The sequence below is a fragment of the Burkholderia sp. 9777_1386 genome, assembly GCF_015712265.1.
Lineage (GTDB): Bacteria > Pseudomonadota > Gammaproteobacteria > Burkholderiales > Burkholderiaceae > Burkholderia > Burkholderia cenocepacia.
Window position 1 is genome coordinate 142807 of record NZ_JACCQB010000003.1, and the last position, 20549, is coordinate 163355.

General features: G+C 66.4%; 21 protein-coding genes. 6 read left to right on the plus strand and 15 right to left on the minus strand.

Features of this window, described 5'->3' with window-relative positions:
• Window positions 1-4: 4 nt before the first annotated feature.
• The 4 genes from recJ (at window position 5) to H0X91_RS04430 (ending at window position 5636) form a co-directional block, all read left to right on the plus strand.
• Complete coding sequence (gene recJ, locus H0X91_RS04415) at window positions 5-1702, plus strand: single-stranded-DNA-specific exonuclease RecJ (protein ID WP_006485976.1); 1698 nt, start codon at window positions 5-7, stop codon at window positions 1700-1702.
• A gap of 153 nt (window positions 1703-1855) precedes the next feature.
• Window positions 1856-2960, plus strand: a protein-coding gene (gene prfB / locus H0X91_RS04420) for a peptide chain release factor 2 (RefSeq protein WP_012492708.1) whose coding sequence is annotated in 2 segments (ribosomal slippage) — window positions 1856-1936 and window positions 1938-2960 — 1104 coding nt in all. Because the reading frame shifts where the segments join, the coding sequence is not laid out codon by codon here.
• 73 nt (window positions 2961-3033) lie between these two features.
• Window positions 3034-4560, plus strand: a complete 1527-nt coding sequence (gene lysS, locus H0X91_RS04425) for a lysine--tRNA ligase (RefSeq protein WP_006485977.1) — start codon at window positions 3034-3036, stop codon at window positions 4558-4560.
• A 347-nt stretch (window positions 4561-4907) separates the two neighbouring features.
• Window positions 4908-5636, plus strand: coding sequence for a glycine zipper 2TM domain-containing protein (locus H0X91_RS04430; protein WP_006498621.1), 729 nt, complete (start codon window positions 4908-4910; stop codon window positions 5634-5636).
• A gap of 142 nt (window positions 5637-5778) precedes the next feature.
• Here the strand turns inward: H0X91_RS04430 and iscX are convergent, their stop codons facing one another.
• The 12 genes from iscX to H0X91_RS04490 form a co-directional block, all read right to left on the minus strand.
• Complete coding sequence (gene iscX, locus H0X91_RS04435) at window positions 5779-5988, minus strand: Fe-S cluster assembly protein IscX (RefSeq protein ID WP_006478393.1); 210 nt, start codon at window positions 5986-5988, stop codon at window positions 5779-5781.
• A gap of 19 nt (window positions 5989-6007) precedes the next feature.
• A complete protein-coding gene (gene fdx, locus H0X91_RS04440; protein ID WP_006478392.1) occupies window positions 6008-6349 on the minus strand; it encodes an ISC system 2Fe-2S type ferredoxin in 342 nt (113 codons plus the stop codon).
• Between the two features lie 88 nt (window positions 6350-6437).
• Complete coding sequence (hscA, locus tag H0X91_RS04445; protein WP_163125034.1) at window positions 6438-8306, minus strand: Fe-S protein assembly chaperone HscA; 1869 nt, start codon at window positions 8304-8306, stop codon at window positions 6438-6440.
• Window positions 8307-8360: 54 nt separating this feature from the next.
• A complete protein-coding gene (gene hscB, locus H0X91_RS04450) occupies window positions 8361-8888 on the minus strand; it encodes a Fe-S protein assembly co-chaperone HscB (protein WP_034201918.1) in 528 nt (175 codons plus the stop codon).
• A 96-nt stretch (window positions 8889-8984) separates the two neighbouring features.
• Complete coding sequence (gene iscA, locus H0X91_RS04455) at window positions 8985-9308, minus strand: iron-sulfur cluster assembly protein IscA (protein WP_012492710.1); 324 nt, start codon at window positions 9306-9308, stop codon at window positions 8985-8987.
• Between the two features lie 65 nt (window positions 9309-9373).
• A complete protein-coding gene (gene iscU, locus H0X91_RS04460; protein WP_006481982.1) occupies window positions 9374-9781 on the minus strand; it encodes a Fe-S cluster assembly scaffold IscU in 408 nt (135 codons plus the stop codon).
• A gap of 67 nt (window positions 9782-9848) precedes the next feature.
• Complete coding sequence (locus tag H0X91_RS04465) at window positions 9849-11072, minus strand: IscS subfamily cysteine desulfurase (protein ID WP_006481979.1); 1224 nt, start codon at window positions 11070-11072, stop codon at window positions 9849-9851.
• A 65-nt stretch (window positions 11073-11137) separates the two neighbouring features.
• Complete coding sequence (iscR, locus tag H0X91_RS04470; RefSeq protein ID WP_006481969.1) at window positions 11138-11677, minus strand: Fe-S cluster assembly transcriptional regulator IscR; 540 nt, start codon at window positions 11675-11677, stop codon at window positions 11138-11140.
• Between the two features lie 114 nt (window positions 11678-11791).
• Entirely contained in the window at window positions 11792-12274 is a 483-nt protein-coding gene (locus H0X91_RS04475; protein WP_006481978.1) for a low molecular weight protein-tyrosine-phosphatase, read from the minus strand.
• A gap of 101 nt (window positions 12275-12375) precedes the next feature.
• Window positions 12376-12603: a hypothetical protein gene (locus H0X91_RS04480; protein WP_006481968.1), complete on the minus strand. Its 228-nt coding sequence runs from the start codon at window positions 12601-12603 to the stop codon at window positions 12376-12378.
• 128 nt (window positions 12604-12731) lie between these two features.
• Window positions 12732-14144 (minus strand): lactate utilization protein B, encoded by a 1413-nt coding sequence (locus H0X91_RS04485; protein ID WP_006481975.1) that lies wholly within the window; start codon window positions 14142-14144, stop codon window positions 12732-12734.
• A gap of 34 nt (window positions 14145-14178) precedes the next feature.
• Entirely contained in the window at window positions 14179-14901 is a 723-nt protein-coding gene (locus H0X91_RS04490; protein WP_006481974.1) for a (Fe-S)-binding protein, read from the minus strand.
• A 183-nt stretch (window positions 14902-15084) separates the two neighbouring features.
• Here H0X91_RS04490 and H0X91_RS04495 point away from each other — a divergent pair, with 183 nt between their 5' ends.
• Window positions 15085-15894 (plus strand): IclR family transcriptional regulator, encoded by an 810-nt coding sequence (locus H0X91_RS04495; protein WP_006478384.1) that lies wholly within the window; start codon window positions 15085-15087, stop codon window positions 15892-15894.
• A gap of 113 nt (window positions 15895-16007) precedes the next feature.
• On the opposite strand, the gene pbpG is transcribed toward H0X91_RS04495, so the two are convergent.
• Together pbpG and H0X91_RS35215 are read right to left on the minus strand one after the other, a co-directional pair.
• On the minus strand, window positions 16008-17174 hold the full coding sequence (pbpG, locus tag H0X91_RS04500) for a D-alanyl-D-alanine endopeptidase (protein ID WP_006481981.1): 1167 nt from the start codon (window positions 17172-17174) through the stop codon (window positions 16008-16010).
• A gap of 232 nt (window positions 17175-17406) precedes the next feature.
• Window positions 17407-17541, minus strand: a complete 135-nt coding sequence (locus H0X91_RS35215; protein WP_006481977.1) for a hypothetical protein — start codon at window positions 17539-17541, stop codon at window positions 17407-17409.
• Window positions 17542-17828: 287 nt separating this feature from the next.
• On the opposite strand from H0X91_RS35215, the gene H0X91_RS04505 reads away from it, so the two are divergent.
• Window positions 17829-18395: a phasin family protein gene (locus tag H0X91_RS04505; RefSeq protein ID WP_006481973.1), complete on the plus strand. Its 567-nt coding sequence runs from the start codon at window positions 17829-17831 to the stop codon at window positions 18393-18395.
• A gap of 198 nt (window positions 18396-18593) precedes the next feature.
• Here H0X91_RS04505 and lpdA read toward each other — a convergent pair whose 3' ends face one another.
• A complete protein-coding gene (lpdA, locus tag H0X91_RS04510) occupies window positions 18594-20363 on the minus strand; it encodes a dihydrolipoyl dehydrogenase (RefSeq protein WP_006481971.1) in 1770 nt (589 codons plus the stop codon).
• Window positions 20364-20549: the final 186 nt, after the last annotated feature.

Genomic DNA, 20549 nt, shown 5'->3' on the forward strand with positions numbered 1-20549 from the left:
CCGAATGACCCGGATCGTTACCCGCCCCGTCGCGCCCGCCGACGCCGAAGCGCTTGCGCGCCACGGTCTGCACCCCGTCCTCGCGCGCCTGTACGCGTCGCGCGGCGTGCAGTCGCCCGTCGACATCGAGACCGCGCTCGCGCGCCTCGTTCCGCCCACCGAGCTGAAAGGCTGCGCCGATGCGGCGGTGCTGCTCGCCGACGCGATCGCCGACAAGCGGCGCCTGCTGGTCGTCGCCGACTACGACTGCGACGGCGCGACCGCCTGCGCGGTCGCGGTGCGCGGCCTGCGGATGTTCGGCGCGCAGATCGACTACCTGGTGCCGAACCGCTTCGAATACGGCTACGGCCTCACGCCCGAGATCGTCGAACTCGCGGCCGCGCGCCAACCCGACCTGCTGATCACCGTCGACAACGGGATCGCGAGCGTCGCCGGCGTCGAAGCCGCGAACGCGCGCGGCATCGACGTGCTCGTGACGGACCACCACCTGCCGGGCGACGCGCTGCCCGCCGCGCGCGCGATCGTCAACCCGAATCAGCCCGGCTGCGCGTTCCCGAGCAAACACCTCGCCGGCGTCGGCGTGATGTTCTACGTGCTGCTCGCGCTGCGCGCGGAACTGCGCCGCCGCGGCGCGTTCGCGAGCAAGGAAGCCGAGCCGCGCCTCGACGGCCTGCTCGACCTCGTCGCGCTCGGCACCGTCGCCGACGTCGTGCGGCTCGACGGCAACAACCGCGTGCTGGTCGCGCAGGGGCTGCAGCGCATCCGCAACGGCCGCATGCAGCCGGGCATCGCCGCGCTGTTCCGCGCCGCCGGGCGCGAAGCGCGCACCGCGTCGGGCTTCGACCTCGGCTTCGGCCTCGGCCCGCGCCTGAACGCCGCCGGGCGGCTATCCGACATGTCGCTCGGCATCGAATGCCTGATCACCGACGACATCGGCCGCGCGTGGGATCTCGCGCAACAGCTCGACGTGATGAACCGCGAGCGCCGCGAAATCGAGGCCGGCATGCAGCAGCAGGCGCTCGCCGATCTCGCCGACGTCGATCCGGCCGACGCATGCACGATCACGCTGTTCAATCCCGCGTGGCACCAGGGCGTGATCGGCATCGTCGCCGGCCGGCTCAAGGAGAAATTCCACCGCCCGTCGTTCACGTTCGCGCACGCCGACGACGAAGGCCGGCGGGTCAAGGGGTCGGGACGGTCGATCGCCGGCTTCCACCTGCGCGACGCGCTCGACCTCGTGTCGAAACGCGAACCGGACCTGATCGTCGCGTTCGGCGGCCACGCGATGGCGGCCGGCCTCACGCTCGACACCGACAACGTGCCGCGCTTCGCGGCCGCGTTCGAGGCCGTCGCACGCGAATGGCTGTCCGACGATGCGCTCGCCCGCGTGATCGAGACCGACGGCGAACTCGAGGACGCGTACTTCACGCCGCAGTTCGTCGGCCTGCTCGACGAAGCCGTCTGGGGGCAAGGGTTTCCGGCCCCGCTTTTCTCGGGCGAATTCGACGTCGTGTCGCAGTCGCTCGTGAAGGAAAAGCACCTGAAGCTGCAGCTGGCGCGCGGCCGTCAGCGCTTCAACGCGATCTGGTTCAACCACACCGAGCCGCTGCCGGCGAGCGCGCTGGTCGCGTACCGGCTCGTCGCCGATACGTGGAACGGCGTCACGCGCGTGCAGCTGATCGTCGAACACGCGGCCGGCTGAGCGGGCCGACCGTCCGCCACCGCGCCGCCGCACGCGTGCGCGCCGCGCCGGATGGGGCCGTCGACACGCGTGCGAGCACCGTTTGCGTCACCGGGCAACCCCGCCGATCGGCTATAATTCCGCTTTTTTACGAAGCCGGAACAGCGAACGATCATGGAAGCGGAACGTCTCAACGCGATCGAAAGCTCCCTGCTCGACCTGCGCAATCGCGCGGGCGAGCTTCGGGGGTATCTTTGACTACGACGCCAAAGCTGCGCGTCTGACCGAAGTCAACAAGGAACTCGAAGACCCGAACGTCTGGAACGATTCGAAGAACGCCCAGGCGCTCGGCCGCGAGAAGAAGCTGCTCGAAGGCGTCGTCACGACGCTCACCGCGCTCGATAGCGACCTGCGCGACGCGCTCGACCTGTTCGAGCTGGCGCGCGAGGAAGGCGACGAGGACACGCTTCTCGCGTCGGAAGAAGACGCCGCGAAGCTCGAAGCGCGCGTCGGCGACATCGAGTTCCGCCGGATGTTCTCGAACCCGGCCGATCCGAACAACTGCTTCATCGATATCCAGGCCGGCGCCGGCGGCACCGAGGCATGCGACTGGGCGTCGATGCTGCTGCGCCAGTACCTGCGCTACTGCGAGCGCAAGGGCTTCAAGGCCGAAGTGCTCGAAGAATCCGACGGCGACGTCGCCGGCATCAAGAACGCGACGGTCAAGGTCACGGGCGAATACGCGTACGGCTTCCTGCGCACCGAAACGGGCATCCACCGCCTCGTGCGCAAGTCGCCGTTCGACTCGTCGGGCGGCCGCCACACGTCGTTCTCGTCGGTGTTCGTCTATCCGGAAATCGACGACTCGATCGAAGTCGAGATCAACCCGGCCGACCTGCGCATCGACACGTACCGCGCGTCGGGCGCGGGCGGCCAGCACATCAACAAGACCGACTCCGCGGTGCGGATCACGCACATGCCGACCGGCATCGTCGTGCAGTGCCAGAACGACCGCTCGCAGCACCGCAACCGCGCCGAAGCGATGGCGATGCTGAAATCGCGCCTGTACGAAGTCGAAATGCGCAAGCGCCAGGCCGAGCAGGACAAGCTCGAATCGAGCAAGACCGATGTGGGCTGGGGCCACCAGATCCGCTCGTACGTGCTCGACCAGAGCCGCGTGAAGGACCTGCGCACGAACGTCGAAATGAGCAACACGCGGGCGGTGCTCGACGGCGATCTCGACGACTTCATCAGCGCGAGCCTCAAACAGGGCGTGTAAGCGCCGCGGCGCGGCCGGCCCGCGCCGCCCTTTCCGTTTGCGTTGCCGCACCCCACTCCGAATTCCGACCATCATGACCGAACCGACCCAAACGCAGCCCGCCGTCACGGCGGACGAAAACCAGATCATCGCCGAGCGCCGCGAGAAGCTGCGCGCGTTGCGCGAGCAAGGCGTCGCCTACCCGAACGACTTCCGCCCCGAGCACCACGCAGCCGACCTGCAGGCGAAATTCGCCGATTCGGACAAGGCCGCGCTCGAAGCGAACCCGGTCGAGGTGTCGGTCGCCGGCCGCATGATGCTCAAGCGCGTGATGGGCAAGGCGAGCTTCGCGACGGTGCAGGACGGCTCGGGCCAGATCCAGTTCTTCGTGACGCCGAACGACGTCGGCGCCGAGACCTACGACGCGTTCAAGAAGTGGGACCTCGGCGACATCGTCGCCGCGCGCGGCGTGCTGTTCCGCACCAACAAGGGCGAGCTGTCGGTCCAGTGCAAGGAGCTGCGCCTGCTGTCGAAGGCGCTGCGGCCGCTGCCGGACAAGTTCCACGGCCTGTCCGACCAGGAAATGCGCTATCGCCAGCGCTACGTCGACCTGATCGTCACGCCGGAAACGCGCGACACGTTCCGCGCCCGCACGAAGACGATCGCGTCGATCCGCAAGTTCATGGACAACGCCGACTTCATGGAAGTCGAGACGCCGATGCTGCACCCGATCCCGGGCGGCGCGGCCGCGAAGCCGTTCGTCACGCATCACAATGCGCTCGACATGCAGATGTTCCTGCGTATCGCGCCGGAGCTGTACCTGAAGCGCCTGATCGTCGGCGGCTTCGAGCGTGTGTTCGAGATCAACCGCAATTTCCGGAATGAAGGCGTGTCGCCGCGTCACAACCCGGAATTCACGATGATGGAGTTCTACGCCGCGTACACCGACTACCGCTGGCTGATGGACTTCACCGAGCAACTGATCCGCCAGGCGGCGATCGATGCGCTCGGCACCGCGACGATCCAGTACCAGGGCCGCGAGCTCGACCTCGCGAAGCCGTTCCATCGCCTGACGATCACGCAGGCGATCCAGAAGTACGCACCGGACTACACCGACGGCCAGCTGTCGGACGACGCGTTCCTGCGCACCGAGCTGAAGCGCTTCGGCGTCGACGTGTCGCAGCCGGCGTTCCTGAACGCCGGCATCGGCGCGCTGCAACTCGCGCTGTTCGAGGAAACGGCCGAAGCGCAGCTGTGGGAACCGACGTTCATCATCGACTACCCGGTCGAGGTGTCGCCGCTCGCACGCGCATCGGATACGGTGCCGGGCATCACCGAGCGTTTCGAGCTGTTCATGACCGGCCGCGAGATCGCGAACGGCTTCTCGGAGCTGAACGATCCGGAAGACCAGGCCGCGCGCTTCAAGAAGCAGGTCGAGCAGAAGGATGCGGGCGACGAGGAAGCGATGTTCTTCGACGCCGACTACATCCGCGCGCTCGAATACGGGATGCCCCCGACCGGCGGCTGCGGGATCGGCATCGACCGTCTCGTGATGCTGCTGACCGACAGCCCGACGATCCGCGACGTGCTGCTGTTCCCGCATCTGCGCCGCGAAGACTGACGGCCGCGACCGCGTGTGCGCCGCGCCCCGTGGCGCGCACGCGTCGGCTTTGTAACGACGCGTAAATCCCGCCAGCCGGCGTCTGCCGGCCCTCGATCCTTCCCCGTTTTATTCCCTCGTCGCGACGCGCTTCTCCGGGTTTTCCCGGAAACGGCCGCCAATGCCCCGCTGCAATTCGTTACACCTTGATACGGCGCGCCGTCTGGCGGTGGACGACACTCCTTTTGCGTCACCACGCATGACCACGGGACCAGAACGAGGCGCAGGAACGCCAAGTCTGCTCGCTCCCGAGCGTGGGATCCTGCTCCGGTGCAGCGCGCCGATCCGGATCGACCTTGGAGAAGAAAATGGACAACCAGACTCAGACCACGCCGCAAAAGCAACGCCTCCACCCGCTCATCGCCACCGCGGCGGGCGCCGTCATCGTCGCCAGCCTCGCGGCGACGGCAGCGATCACGGGCGTCTTCCCGAAAGCCACCAGCAGCAACGAACAGAACGGCCAGACCCAGGCCGCGCTGATCGCGTCGCAGCCGGCCGTCGATACGGCCGCGGCCGCCAGCGCCGCGCTGGCCGCGCAAGCGCAGCGGCAGGCCGCGGAGCAAGCCGCCGCGCAGCAGAAGGCCGCCGTCGCGCAGGCCGAGCCGAAGCCCGCGCCGCGCCCGGCTGCGCCGCACCGCCGTCACACGACCGCCCCGCAACCGCCGCAATACGCGCAGCAGCCGTCGGCGCCTGCGCAAACCTACTGCCAGAGTTGCGGCACGGTCGTGTCGATCACGCAGATGCGCACGCCGGGCCAGAGCTCGGGGATCGGCGCCGTGGGCGGCGCGGCGGCCGGCGGCCTGCTCGGCAACCAGTTCGGCCACGGCAACGGCCGCACCGCGATGACGATCATCGGCGCGCTGGGCGGTGGCCTCGCCGGCAACCAGGTCGAGAAGCAGGTTCGCGCGGAAACCGACTATCAGGTGCAAGTGCAGATGGAAAGCGGCGCGACCCGCACGTTCACGTACCGCAACCCGCCGCCGTTCGGCCAGGGTCAGCGCGTGCGGATCGAGAACGGCACGCTGGTCGGCGCTTGAAGCGGATCATCTAGTGCCAGCGCCCCTGCCCGCTTGTCGTGTGCGGGCTCGCCGAAAACGCAAACGGCTCGTGAGCAAACGCTCACGAGCCGTTTTTCATGGGCGCGGCGTAACCGTTGCCGCGCACCCGCTGGCCGGTCGGTCAGTCCTCGTCGTCGAAATCCGATTCGTCGATCCAGTGTGCCTGGATCGCCTCGAGGATCTTCTCGCCCGAGTGCGTCGGATCGTCGTCGAAGCCGTCGAGCTCGAGCACCCACTGGCGCAGGTCGACGAAGTTGATCCGCTGCGGGTCGATGTCGGGGTGCTTGTCCGCCAGCGCAATGGCTATTTCACGCGAATCGGTCCATTTCATCGCCTGCCTCCGGTTTCGGTCAGTGGTTTTCCTTCGCGTGGTTGATCGAGTACTTCGGGATCTCGACCACCAGGTCCGAATCTTCCTTCACGATCGCCTGGCACGACAGGCGCGACGTCGGCTCGAGGCCCCACGCCTTGTCCAGCAGATCGTCCTCGTCCTCCTCGGACGGCGTCAGATCGTTGAAGCCCTCGCGGATCACCACGTGGCACGTCGTGCATGCGCACGACTTCTCGCATGCATGCTCGATCTCGATCCCGTGATCGAGCAGGTTGTCGCAGATACTCTTGCCGGGCGTCGCGTCGATCACTGCGCCATCCGGGCACAGTTCGACGTGAGGCAGCACCACCAGTTGAGGCATGTCCGTTCCGTCAGTCAGGGTGCGGCGCGACGCGCCGCACGGTTCATCATCGCGCAGGCCGTTGCCGGCCGATGCGCGGTTCGTGGATTCAGATCTCGTCGAGCCGGCGGCCCGACAGCGCGCGCTTGATGCTCTTGTCCATCCGGCGCGCCGCGAATTCGTCGGTGCCGTCGGCCAGCGCCTTGGTCGCCGCTTCGATCGCATTCGTATCGTCGCCCTGCGCGACCGCGCGCAAGGCATCGGCCAGCGCGTCGACCTGCGCGCGCTCGTCGGCATCGAGCAGTTCGCCGTCGGCCGCCAGCGCGGCCTGCGTCGCCTCGAGCATCCGCTGGGCCTCGACCTGCGCTTCGCGCAGCGCGCGGGCGCGCATGTCGATTTCGGCGGTCTTGAAGCTGTCTTCCAGCATCTTCGCGATGTCGTCATCGCCGAGGCCGTACGACGGCTTCACGACGACCGATGCCTCGACGCCCGACTGCTGCTCGCGTGCAAATACCGACAACAGGCCGTCCGCGTCGACCTGATAGGTCACGCGAATGCGCGCGGCGCCCGCCGTCATCGGCGGAATGCCGCGCAGCTCGAAGCGCGCGAGCGACCGGCAGTCGGCCACGAGCTCGCGCTCGCCCTGCACGACGTGAATCGCCATCGCGGTCTGGCCGTCCTTGAAGGTCGTGAATTCCTGCGCACGCGCGATCGGAATCGTCGAGTTGCGCGGAATGATCTTCTCGACGAGGCCGCCCATCGTCTCGACCCCGAGCGACAGCGGAATCACGTCGAGCAGCAACCAGTCGTCGCCGGTGCCGCGATTGCCCGCGAGCAGATCGGCCTGGATCGCCGCGCCGAGCGCGACGACCTGGTCCGGATCGAGGTTCACGAGCGGCGGCTGGCCGAAATACTTCGCGACCGCGTCGCGGATCACCGGCATGCGCGTCGCGCCGCCGACGAGCACGACGCCCTTGATGTCGGCCGGCGTGACCTGCGCATCGCGCAGCGCCTTGCGGGTCGGCGTGAGCGTGCGCTGCACGAGCGGCTCGACGAGCGATGCGAACGTGTCGTGCGAAATCGTCTGCGCCAGGTGCGCGCCACTCGACAGCGTTACGTCGAGCGCCGCTTCGGGCGCCGACGACAGCGCTTCCTTCAGCACGCGCACGCGATCGAGCAGCAGGCGCACGTCTTCGGGCGCGAGCGTCTTCGCGTCGATACCGGCCTGCGCGAGCACATGGTCGAACAGCGCGTGGTCGAAATCGTCGCCGCCGAGCGCGGAATCGCCGCCCGCGGCCAGCACCTCGAACACGCCCTTCGTCAGCTTCAGGATCGACAGGTCGAACGTGCCGCCGCCGAGATCGTACACCGCGTAAAGACCTTCGGCCGCGTTGTCGAGACCGTAGGCGATCGCCGCGGCAGTCGGTTCGTTCAGCAGGCGCAGCACGTTGAGGCCCGCGAGACGCGCGGCATCCTTGGTCGCCTGGCGCTGCGCATCGTCGAAATACGCGGGCACCGTGATCACCGCACCGACCAGCTCGTCGCCGAGCGTGTCTTCCGCGCGATAACGCAGCGTCGCGAGAATCTCGGCCGACACCTCCACCGGGCTCTTCACACCGTCGATCGTGCGGATCTGCACCATGCCCGGCGCATCGACGAATTCGTACGGCGCGTTCGCCGCGCCTTCGACCTCGGCCTTGCCGCGGCCCATGAAGCGCTTGACCGACACGATCGTGTTGCGCGGATCGGTCGCGGCTTGCTCCTTCGCTTCGTGGCCGATGCGGCGGCCGCCCTTCTCGAGATAACGGACCACGGACGGCAGCAGCACGCGGCCCGCTTCGTCCGGCAGTACTTCAGGCACGCTGTTGCGCACGGCGGCGACGAGCGAGTTCGTCGTGCCGAGATCGATCCCGACGGCGAGTCGCCGCTGGTGCGGCGCCGGCGCCATGCCCGGTTCGGAAATTTGCAGTAAAGCCATCTTGGTTCGTTCGGGCGCTCGGCCCGTTTGCTGCGCGTGCCGCAAGGCACGCGGTTAAGTTTCGAGGCGCTCGATCTGCGCGCCCACTTCCGACGCGACCCGTTCGATGAACATCAGCTGACGCACGGCTTCCGCGGCGGCCTGGTCGGCGCCGCTGTCGAGCAGCGTGCCGAGGCGCTCGACGCGCATGCGCTTCTCGTCGCGCAACTCGGCGAGCAACGCATCGAGCGCGTCGACGTTGCGGGCGGCCGCGGCATCCTCGATGCCCTCGCGCCACTCCATCTGCTGCATCAGGAACGCAGGCTCCATCGCCGTGTTGTTTTCCGCGCCGATGTCGACGCCGCGCAGCGACAGCAGATAGGACGCGCGCTTCAGCGGATCGCGCAGCGTGCGGTACGCCTCGTTCGCGCGGGTGGCCCATTGCATCGCGATACGCTTTTGCGCGTCGCCGGCCGCCGCGAAGCGGTCCGGATGCACCTGCGTCTGCACCGTCCGGTAGGCGGCGTCGAGCGCCGTCTCGTCGAGCGCGAATTGCGCCGGCAGGTGAAACAGGTCGAAATGGCTGTCTTTCAGCGAAACCATCGTCGCGTTCAATTCCGGTTCGTCGCGCGGCAAACGCCGCACATTAAAAAGGCGGCCCGTGCCGCCTCTTGCCCGCATCGCGCGGAGCGCGCCGCGTCACACGCGGAACGATTCCCCGCACCCGCACTCGTCCTTCACGTTCGGGTTGTTGAACTTGAACCCTTCGTTCAGGCCTTCGCGGGCGAAGTCGAGCTCGGTGCCGTCGATATAGGCGAGGCTCTTCGGGTCAACGATGACCTTCACGCCATGGCTCTCGAACACCTGATCCTCGGGCGCCAGCTCGTCGACATACTCGAGCTTGTACGCGAGTCCCGAGCACCCGGTCGTGCGAACGCCAAGCCGCAGGCCCATACCCTTACCGCGACGGACGAGGTATTTCTGCACGTGCTGTGCTGCTTTTTCGGTCAGTGTAATTGCCATGATGTCCTTGCCGCGGCGCCCCACCCGGAGGCACCGCGTTTCCTTCCCTAGCCGCTCGGTGCCGCTCAGGCTGCTGCCTGATCGCCTTCCTTGGTGTCGTGGCGCTTCTTGTAGTCGGCCACGGCTGCCTTGATCGCGTCTTCCGCGAGGATCGAGCAGTGAATCTTCACCGGCGGCAGCGCGAGTTCCTCGGCGATCTGCGTGTTCTTGATCGACAGTGCCTCGTCGAGCGTCTTGCCCTTCACCCATTCGGTGACGAGCGAGCTCGATGCGATCGCCGAACCGCAACCGTAAGTCTTGAACTTCGCGTCTTCGATCACGCCGTCCGCGCCGACGCGGATCTGCAGCTTCATCACGTCGCCGCAAGCCGGCGCGCCGACCATGCCCGTGCCGACCGTGTCGTCGTCCTTCGCGAACGAACCGACGTTGCGCGGGTTTTCGTAGTGATCCAGAACCTTGTTGCTGTAAGACATGACTCAGACTCCTTGACTCGTTACGTCTGCGTGCGTCAATCCGCCCGCGGTTGCATTCAATGCGGTATCAGTGTGCGGCCCATTCGATCGTCGACAGATCGATGCCTTCCTGGTGCATTTCCCAGAGCGGCGACAGTTCGCGCAGCTTCGCGATCTTGCTGTTCAGCAGATCGATCACGAAGTCGACTTCCTGCTCCGTCGTGAAGCGGCCGACCGTGAAGCGGATCGAGCTGTGCGCGAGTTCGTCGTTGCGGCCGAGCGCCCGCAGCACGTACGACGGCTCCAGCGACGCCGACGTGCACGCGGAGCCCGACGACACCGCGACGTCCTTGATCGCCATGATCAGCGACTCGCCTTCGACGAAGTTGAAGCTGATGTTCAGGTTGTGCGGGACACGGTGATCCATGTCGCCGTTCACGTAGGTTTCCTCGATCTGCGACAGGCCGCGCAGCAGCTTGTCGCGCAGCATGCGGATGCGCTCGTTCTCGGTCGCCATTTCCTCGCGGGCGATACGGAACGCTTCGCCCATGCCGACGATCTGGTGCGTCGGCAGCGTGCCCGAACGCATGCCGCGTTCGTGGCCGCCGCCGTGCATCTGCGCCTCGATGCGCACGCGCGGCTTGCGGCGCACGTACAGCGCACCGATGCCCTTCGGGCCGTAGGTCTTGTGGGCCGAGAACGACATCAGGTCGACCTTCAGCTTCGCGAGATCGATCGCAACCTTGCCGGTCGACTGCGCGGCATCAACGTGGAACACGATGCCCTTCTCGCGGCAGATCTCGCCGATCGTCTCGATGTCCTGGATCACGCCGATCTCGTTGTTCACGTGCATCACCGACACGAGGATCGTGTCCGGGCGCAGCGCGGCCTTGAACACGTCGAGATCGATCAGGCCGTCATCCTTCACGTCGAGGTAGGTGACTTCGAAACCGTCGCGCTCGAGCTCGCGGCACGTATCGAGCACGGCCTTGTGCTCGGTCTTCACCGTGATGATGTGCTTGCCCTTGCCCTTGTAGAAGTTCGCGGCGCCCTTGATCGCGAGGTTGTCCGACTCGGTGGCGCCGGACGTCCAGATGATCTCGCGCGGATCCGCGTTCACGAGCGCGGCCACTTGCTCGCGTGCTTCCTCGACCGCACGCTCCGCGTCCCAGCCATAGGCGTGGCTGCGCGACGCCGGGTTGCCGAACTGCTCGCGCAGGTACGGCACCATCTTGTCGACCACGCGCGGATCGACCGGCGTCGTCGCGCTGTAATCCATATAGATGGGCAGGTGGAGAGTCTCTTGGGTCATCTGTCGCTCCGGGTATTCTGTGCAGGGACTATGTGCGTTATGGGGTATGGCGGGCGCCTTCGCGCTCACGAACTCGCGATGTTGAACACCGAATTGGGGCCGAGCGGCATCGTGCGCGCGGGCTCGGCCGGTGCGGCGACGGGCTCGGGCGCGCGACGATCGCGCAGCACCGCGGGGGCGCCCTCGCGTGCGCGCTGCTGATCGACGAGATCCTGCAGCGACACCGAATCGAGGTATTCGACCATCTTCTGGTTCAGCGTCGACCACAGCTCGTGCGTCATGCAATGGCCGTCGGGCTGCTTCGAGCCGTCGCACGTGCCTTTGCCGCCGCACTGCGTGGCGTCGAGCGGTTCATCGACCGCGATGATGATGTCGGCAACGGTGACGTCCTGCGCGCGACGCGCGAGGTTGTAGCCGCCGCCCGGGCCGCGCACGGATTCGACGATTTCATGCCTGCGCAGCTTGCCGAACAGCTGTTCGAGATACGAGAGCGAAATCCGCTGGCGCTGGCTGATGCCTGCAAGCGTCACCGGGCCCTGCTCCTGGCGCAGTGCCAAGTCAATCATCGCCGTGACGGCGAAACGGCCTTTGGTGGTGAGTCTCATGGTGTCTAGGGGACTGCAATCTTGACGATTTTGGTCAAGTATAAATATTTGACGTTTTTAGTCAAGTATCCATGTCTTTGAAAGGGTATTCGCAGACCGCTGAATACCGTGCGATCAGCGCGCCGTGCGGGCCCGGAGCGTCTCCAGCAGGCCCGCGCACGCGCGCTCGACCTGGTCGAGCACCTGTTCGAAGCCCTGCGCACCGCCGAAATACGGATCGGCCACTTCGGTTTCGGTCGCGCCCGGCGCGAACTCCATCAGCAGACGCACCTTGTCGCGATGCTGCGGCGGGCAACGGCGGCGCAGTTCGGCGAGATTCGCCTCGTCCATCGCGAGCAGCAGATCGAACCGCTCGAAATCCGCCGCGCTCACCTGCCGCGCGCGCAGCGCCGACAGATCGTAGCCGCGGCTCCGGGCGGCCGCCTGCGCGCGCGTATCGGGTGGCTCGCCCACGTGCCAGTCGCCGGTGCCGGCCGAATCGATCGCGATCCGGTCGGCCAGCGCGGCCGCGTCGACCTGGTGGCGCATCACCCCTTCCGCGGTGGGCGAACGGCAGATGTTGCCGAGACAGACGAAACAGATCGCAACGCGGGTCATCGCACTATCGGAAAGCCGCGGCGGACCGCGTGGGAGAAGAACACGCCATTATACAAAGGCGACCGGAATCGCGCCGCCGCGCCAAGCGACGGCGCCATGCCTTACAGCGCCTTCGGCGCAGCGAGCGCAATCTCGCCGGATGCCGCCGGCAGCGGCGTCGCCGCGTCGCCGACCAGCCCGAACGACACCGCGCGCGCCAGTTCGGCGGACGCCTGGTGAACCGCGAGCGGGCCGCGCGACGGCGCACCGGCCGTCGCATGCAGATAGGCAACCGCTGCCAGCGGGACCACGATTGCCAGCGGCCAGTACATCGATATTGTCTTTTTCATGATGCGGACCTCCTTGACCTCGTACCCCGAAACCCAATTCCGGGGACTACAGACGAGATTCTATAGACCGCATCTATCGAGATAAATATACAAATAGCGAACGCACTGTTGCTGCCCGCTGAACAGTGTCAGCCGAGGTGACTTTGCGACGCCGCGTACAGCTCGCGGAACGTGCGCCCGGTCGGCGTCGGCATGTCGCGCGTGTCCATCCAGCCGCCCATCATCGGCAGGCGCCGCAACGTGCCGCCGTTGCCGCCCAGCCGTTCGAGGATGCGCACGGCGAGCTTGGTCGTCAGCGCATACAGCATCGGCCGCCGGGCGAAGAAACCCCACGCGGCGAGCGCCGCCCGCTCGCGCCACGGCCGCAGATGGCGCTCGACCTGCTTCTCGCGCAGCGTGCGCAGCAGGTGCGACAACGGAATCCCGGCCGGACAGACGCTGTCGCATTCGCCGCACAGCGTCGCGGCCTGCGGCAGGTCGAGCGTGCGGTCGAGCCCGACGTAGCTCGGCGTCAGCACCGAGCCCATCGGCCCCGGATAGACCCAGCCGTACGCATGACCGCCGACCTTCTGGTACACCGGGCAATGGTTCATGCACGCGCCGCAGCGGATGCAGCGCAGCATCTCCTGGAATTCGCCGCCGATCAGGCCGGTGCGGCCGCCGTCGACGAGCACCACGTAGTTGTGCTCGGGGCCGTCCTCGTCGCCCGGCCCGCGCGGCCCGGTCAGCAGCGAGAAGTAGTTCGACGTCTTCTGCCCGGTCGCGGAGCGCGGCAGCAGCCGCATCGCGGTCGCGAGATCCTCGAGCGTCGGCAGCACCTTCTCGATGCCCGTCACCGCGACATGCACGCGCGGCATGACCGTGCACATGCCCTCGTTCCCTTCGTTCGTCACGATCGCGACCGAGCCCGTCTCCGCGATCACGAAATTGCCGCCCGTCACGCCCATGTCGGCCGACATGAAATGCGGGCGCAGCACCTCGCGCGCCTCGCGCGTCATGTCCGGAATCTCGGTGAGCCGCTCGCGCCGGTGCGTGCGCGCGAACAGGTCGGCGATCTCGTCCTTGTCCTTGTGCACGACGGGCGCAATGATGTGGCTCGGCGGCTCGTTGTCGTTGATCTGCAGGATGTATTCGCCGAGGTCCGTCTCGATCGACTGCACGCCCATCTCCGCGAGCACCGCGTTCAGGCGCATTTCCTCGGACACCATCGACTTGGTCTTGATGACCTTCTTCACGTCGTGCCGGCGCGCGATGTCGGCCACGAGCCGCGCGGCGTCCGCGGTCGTCTCGGCAAACAGGACCGTCGTGCCGCGCCGCGTCGCCTCGCGCTCGAATGCCTCGAGCCACACGTCGAGATGCTCGAGCGCGCGGTTGCGGCGCGCCTTGAGCGCGGCGCGCGTGGCCGGGAAGTCGATCAGGGTCATCGCGTCGGCGCGGGCGGACACGAACTTCGTCGACAGCTTCTTCAGGTTCTGCTGCAGGCGCTGGTCGGCCAGCTTCTGGCCGGCGCGCGCCTTGAAATGCATCGATTGGACTTGCATCGCGGTATCGGGGAAAAGTGAGCGGAACCGGGCGTCAGACGTCGCCCGCCAGCACCTGCGCGACGTGCAGCACGCGCGTGTCGCGGTCGCCGGTGCGGCGCAACCGCCCTTCGATGTTCAGCATGCAGCCGAGATCGCCGAGCACGACGGTGCCCGCGCCCGACGCGCGCACGTTCGCGCATTTCTCGTCCGCGATGGCCGCCGAGATGTCGCCGTACTTGACCGCGAACGTGCCGCCGAAGCCGCAACAGTGCTCGCAATCCTTCATCTCGGTCACCGCGACGCCGCGCTGCGCGAGCAGCGCGCGCGGCTGCGCCTTCACGCCGAGCTCGCGCAGGCCCGAGCATGAATCGTGATAGGTGACCGGCCCGGCGAATTCGCCCGGCGCGAGCGACACCTTCGCGACGTTCGCGAGGAAATCGGTCAGTTCGTGGACTTTCTGCTGGAATCGCGTGTAGCGCCCCATCAGTTCGGGGTCGTCTCGGAACAGGTCGCCGTAGTGCGCGCGGATCATCCCGCCGCACGAACCCGACGGCGCGACGACGTAATCGAACTGCTCGAATTCGCGCAGCGTCTTTTCCGCGAGATCGCGCGCGAGCGCACGGTCGCCCGAGTTGTAGGCCGGCTGGCCGCAGCAGGTCTGCGCGGGCGGCACGATCACCTCGTAGCCGGCGTCGCGAATCAGCTTGAGCGCCGAAAAGCCGATTTCGGGGCGCATCAGGTCGACCAGGCAGGTGACGAACAAACCGACTCGCATACGTGCTCCTTCGAGAAAACGGCTCTCATTATCCGACGTTTGGCCAGCAAGACCAACGCCGGCCCGCGCGCAAGCCCGCACTGCGCGAAACGAGGACTTCCTCGAACGGCGTTCGCTTTTTTCACAATACGAGATACAATCGTTGCAACACCGCTTGACGCGTCAACCGATTCCTCCCCCGACATGAGCCAACCCACCCCGGATTCAAAAACGTCGATCCAGGTGATCGAACGCATGATGCGGTTGCTGGACGCGCTCGCCGCGCACAGTGACCCGGTCAGCCTGAAGGAACTTGCGCAGCGCACGGAGCTGCACCCGTCGACCGCGCACCGCATCCTCAACGACATGGTGACCTGCCGCCTGGTCGACCGCTCCGATCCCGGCACCTACCGCCTCGGCATGCGGCTGCTCGAGCTCGGCAATCTCGTGAAGGCGCGCCTGTCGGTGCGCGATGCGGCGCTGATGCCGATGCGCGAGTTGCACCGCCTCACCGGGCAGACCGTGAACCTGTCGGTGCGCCAGGGCGACGAGATCGTCTATATCGAGCGCGCGTACTCCGAGCGCTCGGGCATGCAGGTCGTCCGCGCGATCGGCGGCCGCGCGCCGCTGCACCTCACGTCGGTCGGCAAGCTGTTCCTCGCGGCCGACGAAACGTCGCGCGTGCGTGCCTATGCGACGCGCACGGGGCTGTCCGGCCATACGCAGAACAGCATCACCGACATCGCGAAGCTCGAGCGCGAGCTGACGATCGTCCGCCAGCAATCGTGCGCGCGCGACAACGAGGAGCTCGAGCTCGGCGTGCGCTGTATCGCGGCCGGCATCTACGACGATTCGGGCAAGCTCGTCGCGGGCCTGTCGCTGTCGGCGCCGGCCGACCGCCTGCAGGACGCGTGGCTCGGCCAGTTGAGCCGCACGGCGCTCACCATCTCGGAATCGCTCGGCTACCGGCCGGCGCCCGAGAAGGACGTGGACGGGTTGCAACGGCAGGCGTAAGCCGCGCCGTCGGCCCGGTTCCCGCTCCGGTGTGTCGCCGGACGAAAAAAGCCCCGCGATTGCGGGGCTTTTTCGTTGCGGCGATCGATACGGCGGCGAACCGCCGCACACGATCAGGTGCCGCCGCTCGGCGTGTTGGCCGCCGTCAGGCGTTCGCCGCCGCCGGCATCGAGCCAGTTGCGCAAGCGCGACGCGTCGGCGAAGCGCGAGTACTTGCCGAACGAATCGAGGAGCACCATCACCATCGGCCGGCCGTGGATCGTCGCCTGCATCACCAGGCATTCGCCCGCTTCGTTGATGAAGCCCGTCTTCTGCAGGCCGATGTCCCACGAGCCGTTGCCGCGGATCAGCGCGTTGGTGCTGTTGTAGACCAGGTTGCGCTTGCCCGTGTACACCTCGTAGGTACGATCGGTCGAGAACTGGCGGATCATCGGGTACTGGTACGCCGCATTGACCATCTTCACGAGATCGCGCGCGCTCGACACGTTCGAGCTCGACAGGCCGGTCGAATTCTCGAAGTGCGTATCGGTCATGCCGAGCGACTTCGCCTTCGCGTTCATCGCCGCGATGAACGCCGGACGGCCGCCCGGGTAATAACGCGACAGCGCGGCGGCCGCACGGTTTTCCGACGCCATCAGCGCGATGTGCAGCATGTCCTCGCGCGACAGCACCGAGCCGACCGACAGGCGCGAGCCCGTGCCCTTCTCGTAGTCGCGGTCTTCGTCGGTGACTTCGAGCTGGTCGGTCATCGGCGACTTCGAGTCGAGCACGACCATCGCCGTCATCAGCTTCGAAATCGACGCGATCGGCACGACCGCGTGCGAATTCTTGTCGAACAGCGGCTCGCCGGAATTCTGGTCGACGACGTACGCGACGCTGGAGCGCAGCGCGAGCGCGTCGGGCGTGTCGTGCAGGCCGAACGCCTGGCCGACCGTCGGACGGCGCGGCTGGAACGCGACCTTGCGCACCGCGCCGCGATGGCCGCCGTGCACGTTGTTCGCCGCGAGCGTCACGCGCTTTCGCGACGCTTTCGCGCGCGGCGCATCGGCCGCGGCGACCTTGGCGGATTTATCGGGGGTCGCCTTGGCCGACTTCTTCTTCGCTGACGAAGCAGGAGCGACGGCTTTTTTCTTGGCGGCTTGGGTCTTCGCAGTGGCGGCGAAGGCATCGGCAGGCGTGACGGACGCGGTGGTCGCCAGCAACGCGACTGCGACCGACACAGCCGTGCCGAGCGTCATGCTCTGCAACAATCTGCGCGGTGAAAACGATTCGGCTTTCATTGGGGTCTGGACAAAGCGGGCGGGAGGTTTCCGCAAGTGTAGTTAAAGCTGAAAAAAAGAGCAATATTAGGCACTTACCGATCGTCGTTAAACCGGAATGTAAGGGTCGGCCAACCTCCGGCCAATCGACCCTTCCGCTCCCATCGAAAAAATCCATGGGATGCGCTGCCCGACAGCGCCCGTCTCCCGATTACCACACGGTTAATTGAGATAACGTCACTTCGGAGGCAATTTAAAGCGGGGAAAGTACGTATCCGGCGCTCGGCGTGCCAAAGGCGCCGGCCTCGACCGTGGCGGCGGCACGTCGCCACGGCACGCGCATCGAAACGGCGCGCTTTTCGACAGGAACAGAAGGATAACGTTCCATGGGCCTGTCAGGTTTACCTGTGCGTGATCATGGTGCGGCGCGCTTGCCCCGCCGTCGTGCGCACCATCTGGGAACAAGCCTGAAACCGATTCCGAACCGCTACGATAACTCGTTGTTTTATCGATAATTTGTCGCGATTGTGCAACGCACAAAAAATACTTGACATCCGTTTTCTCTGCCCTAAAATAGGCCTCATTGCTGCGTTGCACAAAGCACGCATCGCCGAAGTTCCCCAGCGTAGTGCCCTTTACCCTGCGATCGACGCGATCGCTTTTCAGGAGCTTGACATGTCCTTGCTGACCCCCGAGCAAATCGCCGCCGCCCAGAAAGCCAACCTCGAAAGCCTGTTCGGTCTGACGACCAAGGCGTTCGAAGGCGTCGAAAAGCTGATCGAACTCAACCTGCAGGTCGTGAAGTCGACGCTGGCCGAGGGCCAGGAAAACGCGCAGCGTCTGCTGTCGGTGAAGGACGCGCAGGAACTGATCGCGCTGCAGGCGAGCCTGTCGCAGCCGGTCGCGGAAAAGGTGCTGTCGTACGGCCGTCACCTGTACGAAATCGCGTCGTCGACGCAAGCCGAATTCGCGAAGGTTGCCGAAGCGCAATTCGAAGAGCAGAACAAGAAGGTCCAGGCGCTCGTCGACAACGTCGCGAAGAACGCCCCGGCCGGTTCGGAAACGGCTGTCGCCGCACTGAAGTCGGCACTGAACGCTGCGAACACCACGTACGAAACGGTTCAGAAGGCCACGAAGCAAGCGGTCGAAATCGCTGAAACGAACTTCAACGCCGCTGCTGCCGTCGCAACGAAGGCTGCCACCGCCGCTGCCGCACGTCGTTCGAGCAAGCCGGCCGCGTAAGCGTCCCCTGCTCCTGAAAGAGCCGCGCCCAGCGCGGCTTTTTCGTTTCTGGCGCCGGAACATGGGGGCGTGGGCGAGCGGCAACGGCGCTCCGCCTTCTAGCCTGTCGCGCGCACACCAAAGAAAACGCCGCCGCCCGGATGATCCGGGCGGCGGCGTTTTTTTCGGGCCGGCGCGTGGCCGGCCGCGCCGTTCGCGTTACTTCTTGCGCTGCGGCGGCAGGTCCGTACAGACGCCTTCGTACAGCTCGGCGGCCATGCCGACAGATTCGCCGAGCGTCGGGTGCGGATGGATCGTCTTGCCGATGTCTTCCGCGTCCGCGCCCATCTCGACCGCGAGGCACACTTCGCTGATCAGGTCGCCCGCGTTCAGGCCGACGATCGCGCCGCCGATCACGCGATGGGTTTCCTCGTCGAAGATCAGTTTCGTGAAGCCTTCGTCGCGGCCGTTCGCGATCGCACGGCCCGAAGCGGCCCACGGGAACACGGCCTTGCCGTACTTGATGCCTTCGGCCTTGCACTGGTCTTCCGTCTTGCCGGCCCACGCCACTTCCGGATCGGTGTAGGCCACCGACGGAATCTGCAGCGCGTCGAAGTACGCCTTCTCGCCGTGCGCGGCTTCCGCGGCAACGTGGCCTTCGTGCACGGCCTTGTGCGCGAGCATCGGCTGGCCGACGATATCGCCGATCGCGAAGATGTGCGGCACGTTCGTGCGCATCTGCTTGTCGACCTCGATGAAGCCGCGATCCGTAACCGCGACGCCGGCCTTGTCGGCACCGATCTTCTTGCCGTTCGGGCTGCGGCCCACCGCGACGAGCACGAGGTCGTAGCGCTGCGCTTCCGCCGGCGCCTTCTCGCCCTCGAACTTCACGTAGATGCCGTCTTCCTTCGCTTCCGCGCCGACCGTCTTGGTCTTCAGCATCACGTTGCCGAAGCGCTTCGCGTTGTACTTTTCCCAGACCTTCACGAGATCGCGGTCGGCGCCCATCATCAGGCCGTCCATCATTTCGACGACGTCGATCTCGGCGCCGAGCGTCGAGTACACCGTGGCCATTTCGAGGCCGATGATGCCGCCGCCGATCACGAGCATGCGCTTGGGCAGCTGGCGCAGTTCGAGCGCGCCCGTCGAATCGACGACGCGCGGGTCTTCCGGCATGAACGGCAGCTTCACGGCCTGCGAGCCCGCGGCGATGATCGCCTGCTTGAACTTGACGACCTTCTTGCCGTTTTCGCCCTGCACTTCCATGTGGAACGGATCGACGAACGCGCCGACGCCGGTCACCACTTCGACCTTGCGTGCCTTCGCCATGCCGGCGAGGCCCGTCGTCAGCTTCTTGACGACGCCGCCCTTGAAGTCGCGCAGCTTGTCGAGATCGACTTGCGGCTTGCCGAACGTGATGCCGTGCGACGCGAGCGCCGCGGCTTCCTCGACGACGAGCGACGTATGCAGCAGTGCCTTCGACGGGATGCAACCGACGTTCAGGCACACGCCGCCGAGCGTCGAGTAGCGTTCGACGAGCACGGTCTTCATGCCGAGGTCGGCCGCGCGGAACGCGGCCGAGTAACCGCCGGGGCCGGCGCCGAGCACGAGCATGTCGCACTCGATGTCGGCCGCGCCGCTGTAGCTGCCGGCTTGCGGCGCGGGTGCCGGCGCGGCGGCCGGGGCCGGTGCAGCTGCTGCGGCCTTCGGCGCTTCGGGTGCTTTCGCGGGTGCGGGCGCGGCTGCGCCTGCCGATGCTTCGACGATGGCGATGACGGTGCCTTGCGAGACTTTCTCGCCGGCCTTGACCTTGACTTCCTTGACGGTGCCGGCGACGTCGCTGGGCACTTCCATGGAGGCTTTATCGGATTCGAGCGTGATGAGCGTTTGCTCTTTTTCGATCACGTCGCCGGGTTTCACGTTGACTTCGATGACATCGACGCCGCTGAAATCGCCGATATCCGGAACCTTGACTTCGATGAGACTCATGACTGTCCCCTTCTTGATTGACTGCAGACAGAGGGGGAGGAACCCGCGAAAGAACCTGACTACGGCCGGGCAAAAACCACAACCCTGGGCATGACCACCTTTGCCGTCCGCCCAAGGACGCGCCTTTCTTTTGGTTACTTTTCTTTGGAAGACAAAGAAAAGTGACCGCCGCCCCGCGCAGGGGCG

Coding starts and splice junctions, on each gene's coding strand:
- pbpG (WP_006481981.1), bottom strand. CDS start 17,174: ATGAAAGCCGAATCGTTTTCACCGCGCAGATTGTTGCAGAGCATGACG.
- iscR (WP_006481969.1), bottom strand. CDS start 11,677: ATGAGACTCACCACCAAAGGCCGTTTCGCCGTCACGGCGATGATTGAC.
- recJ (WP_006485976.1), top strand. CDS start 5: ATGACCCGGATCGTTACCCGCCCCGTCGCGCCCGCCGACGCCGAAGCG.
- H0X91_RS04505 (WP_006481973.1), top strand. CDS start 17,829: ATGTCCTTGCTGACCCCCGAGCAAATCGCCGCCGCCCAGAAAGCCAAC.
- H0X91_RS04475 (WP_006481978.1), bottom strand. CDS start 12,274: ATGACCCGCGTTGCGATCTGTTTCGTCTGTCTCGGCAACATCTGCCGT.
- H0X91_RS35215 (WP_006481977.1), bottom strand. CDS start 17,541: ATGGAACGTTATCCTTCTGTTCCTGTCGAAAAGCGCGCCGTTTCGATG.
- iscU (WP_006481982.1), bottom strand. CDS start 9,781: ATGTCTTACAGCAACAAGGTTCTGGATCACTACGAAAACCCGCGCAAC.
- hscA (WP_163125034.1), bottom strand. CDS start 8,306: ATGGCTTTACTGCAAATTTCCGAACCGGGCATGGCGCCGGCGCCGCAC.
- iscA (WP_012492710.1), bottom strand. CDS start 9,308: ATGGCAATTACACTGACCGAAAAAGCAGCACAGCACGTGCAGAAATAC.
- H0X91_RS04495 (WP_006478384.1), top strand. CDS start 15,085: ATGAGCCAACCCACCCCGGATTCAAAAACGTCGATCCAGGTGATCGAA.
- iscX (WP_006478393.1), bottom strand. CDS start 5,988: ATGAAATGGACCGATTCGCGTGAAATAGCCATTGCGCTGGCGGACAAG.
- H0X91_RS04465 (WP_006481979.1), bottom strand. CDS start 11,072: ATGACCCAAGAGACTCTCCACCTGCCCATCTATATGGATTACAGCGCG.
- H0X91_RS04490 (WP_006481974.1), bottom strand. CDS start 14,901: ATGCGAGTCGGTTTGTTCGTCACCTGCCTGGTCGACCTGATGCGCCCC.
- fdx (WP_006478392.1), bottom strand. CDS start 6,349: ATGCCTCAACTGGTGGTGCTGCCTCACGTCGAACTGTGCCCGGATGGC.
- H0X91_RS04430 (WP_006498621.1), top strand. CDS start 4,908: ATGGACAACCAGACTCAGACCACGCCGCAAAAGCAACGCCTCCACCCG.
- H0X91_RS04480 (WP_006481968.1), bottom strand. CDS start 12,603: ATGAAAAAGACAATATCGATGTACTGGCCGCTGGCAATCGTGGTCCCG.
- H0X91_RS04485 (WP_006481975.1), bottom strand. CDS start 14,144: ATGCAAGTCCAATCGATGCATTTCAAGGCGCGCGCCGGCCAGAAGCTG.
- hscB (WP_034201918.1), bottom strand. CDS start 8,888: ATGGTTTCGCTGAAAGACAGCCATTTCGACCTGTTTCACCTGCCGGCG.
- lysS (WP_006485977.1), top strand. CDS start 3,034: ATGACCGAACCGACCCAAACGCAGCCCGCCGTCACGGCGGACGAAAAC.
- lpdA (WP_006481971.1), bottom strand. CDS start 20,363: ATGAGTCTCATCGAAGTCAAGGTTCCGGATATCGGCGATTTCAGCGGC.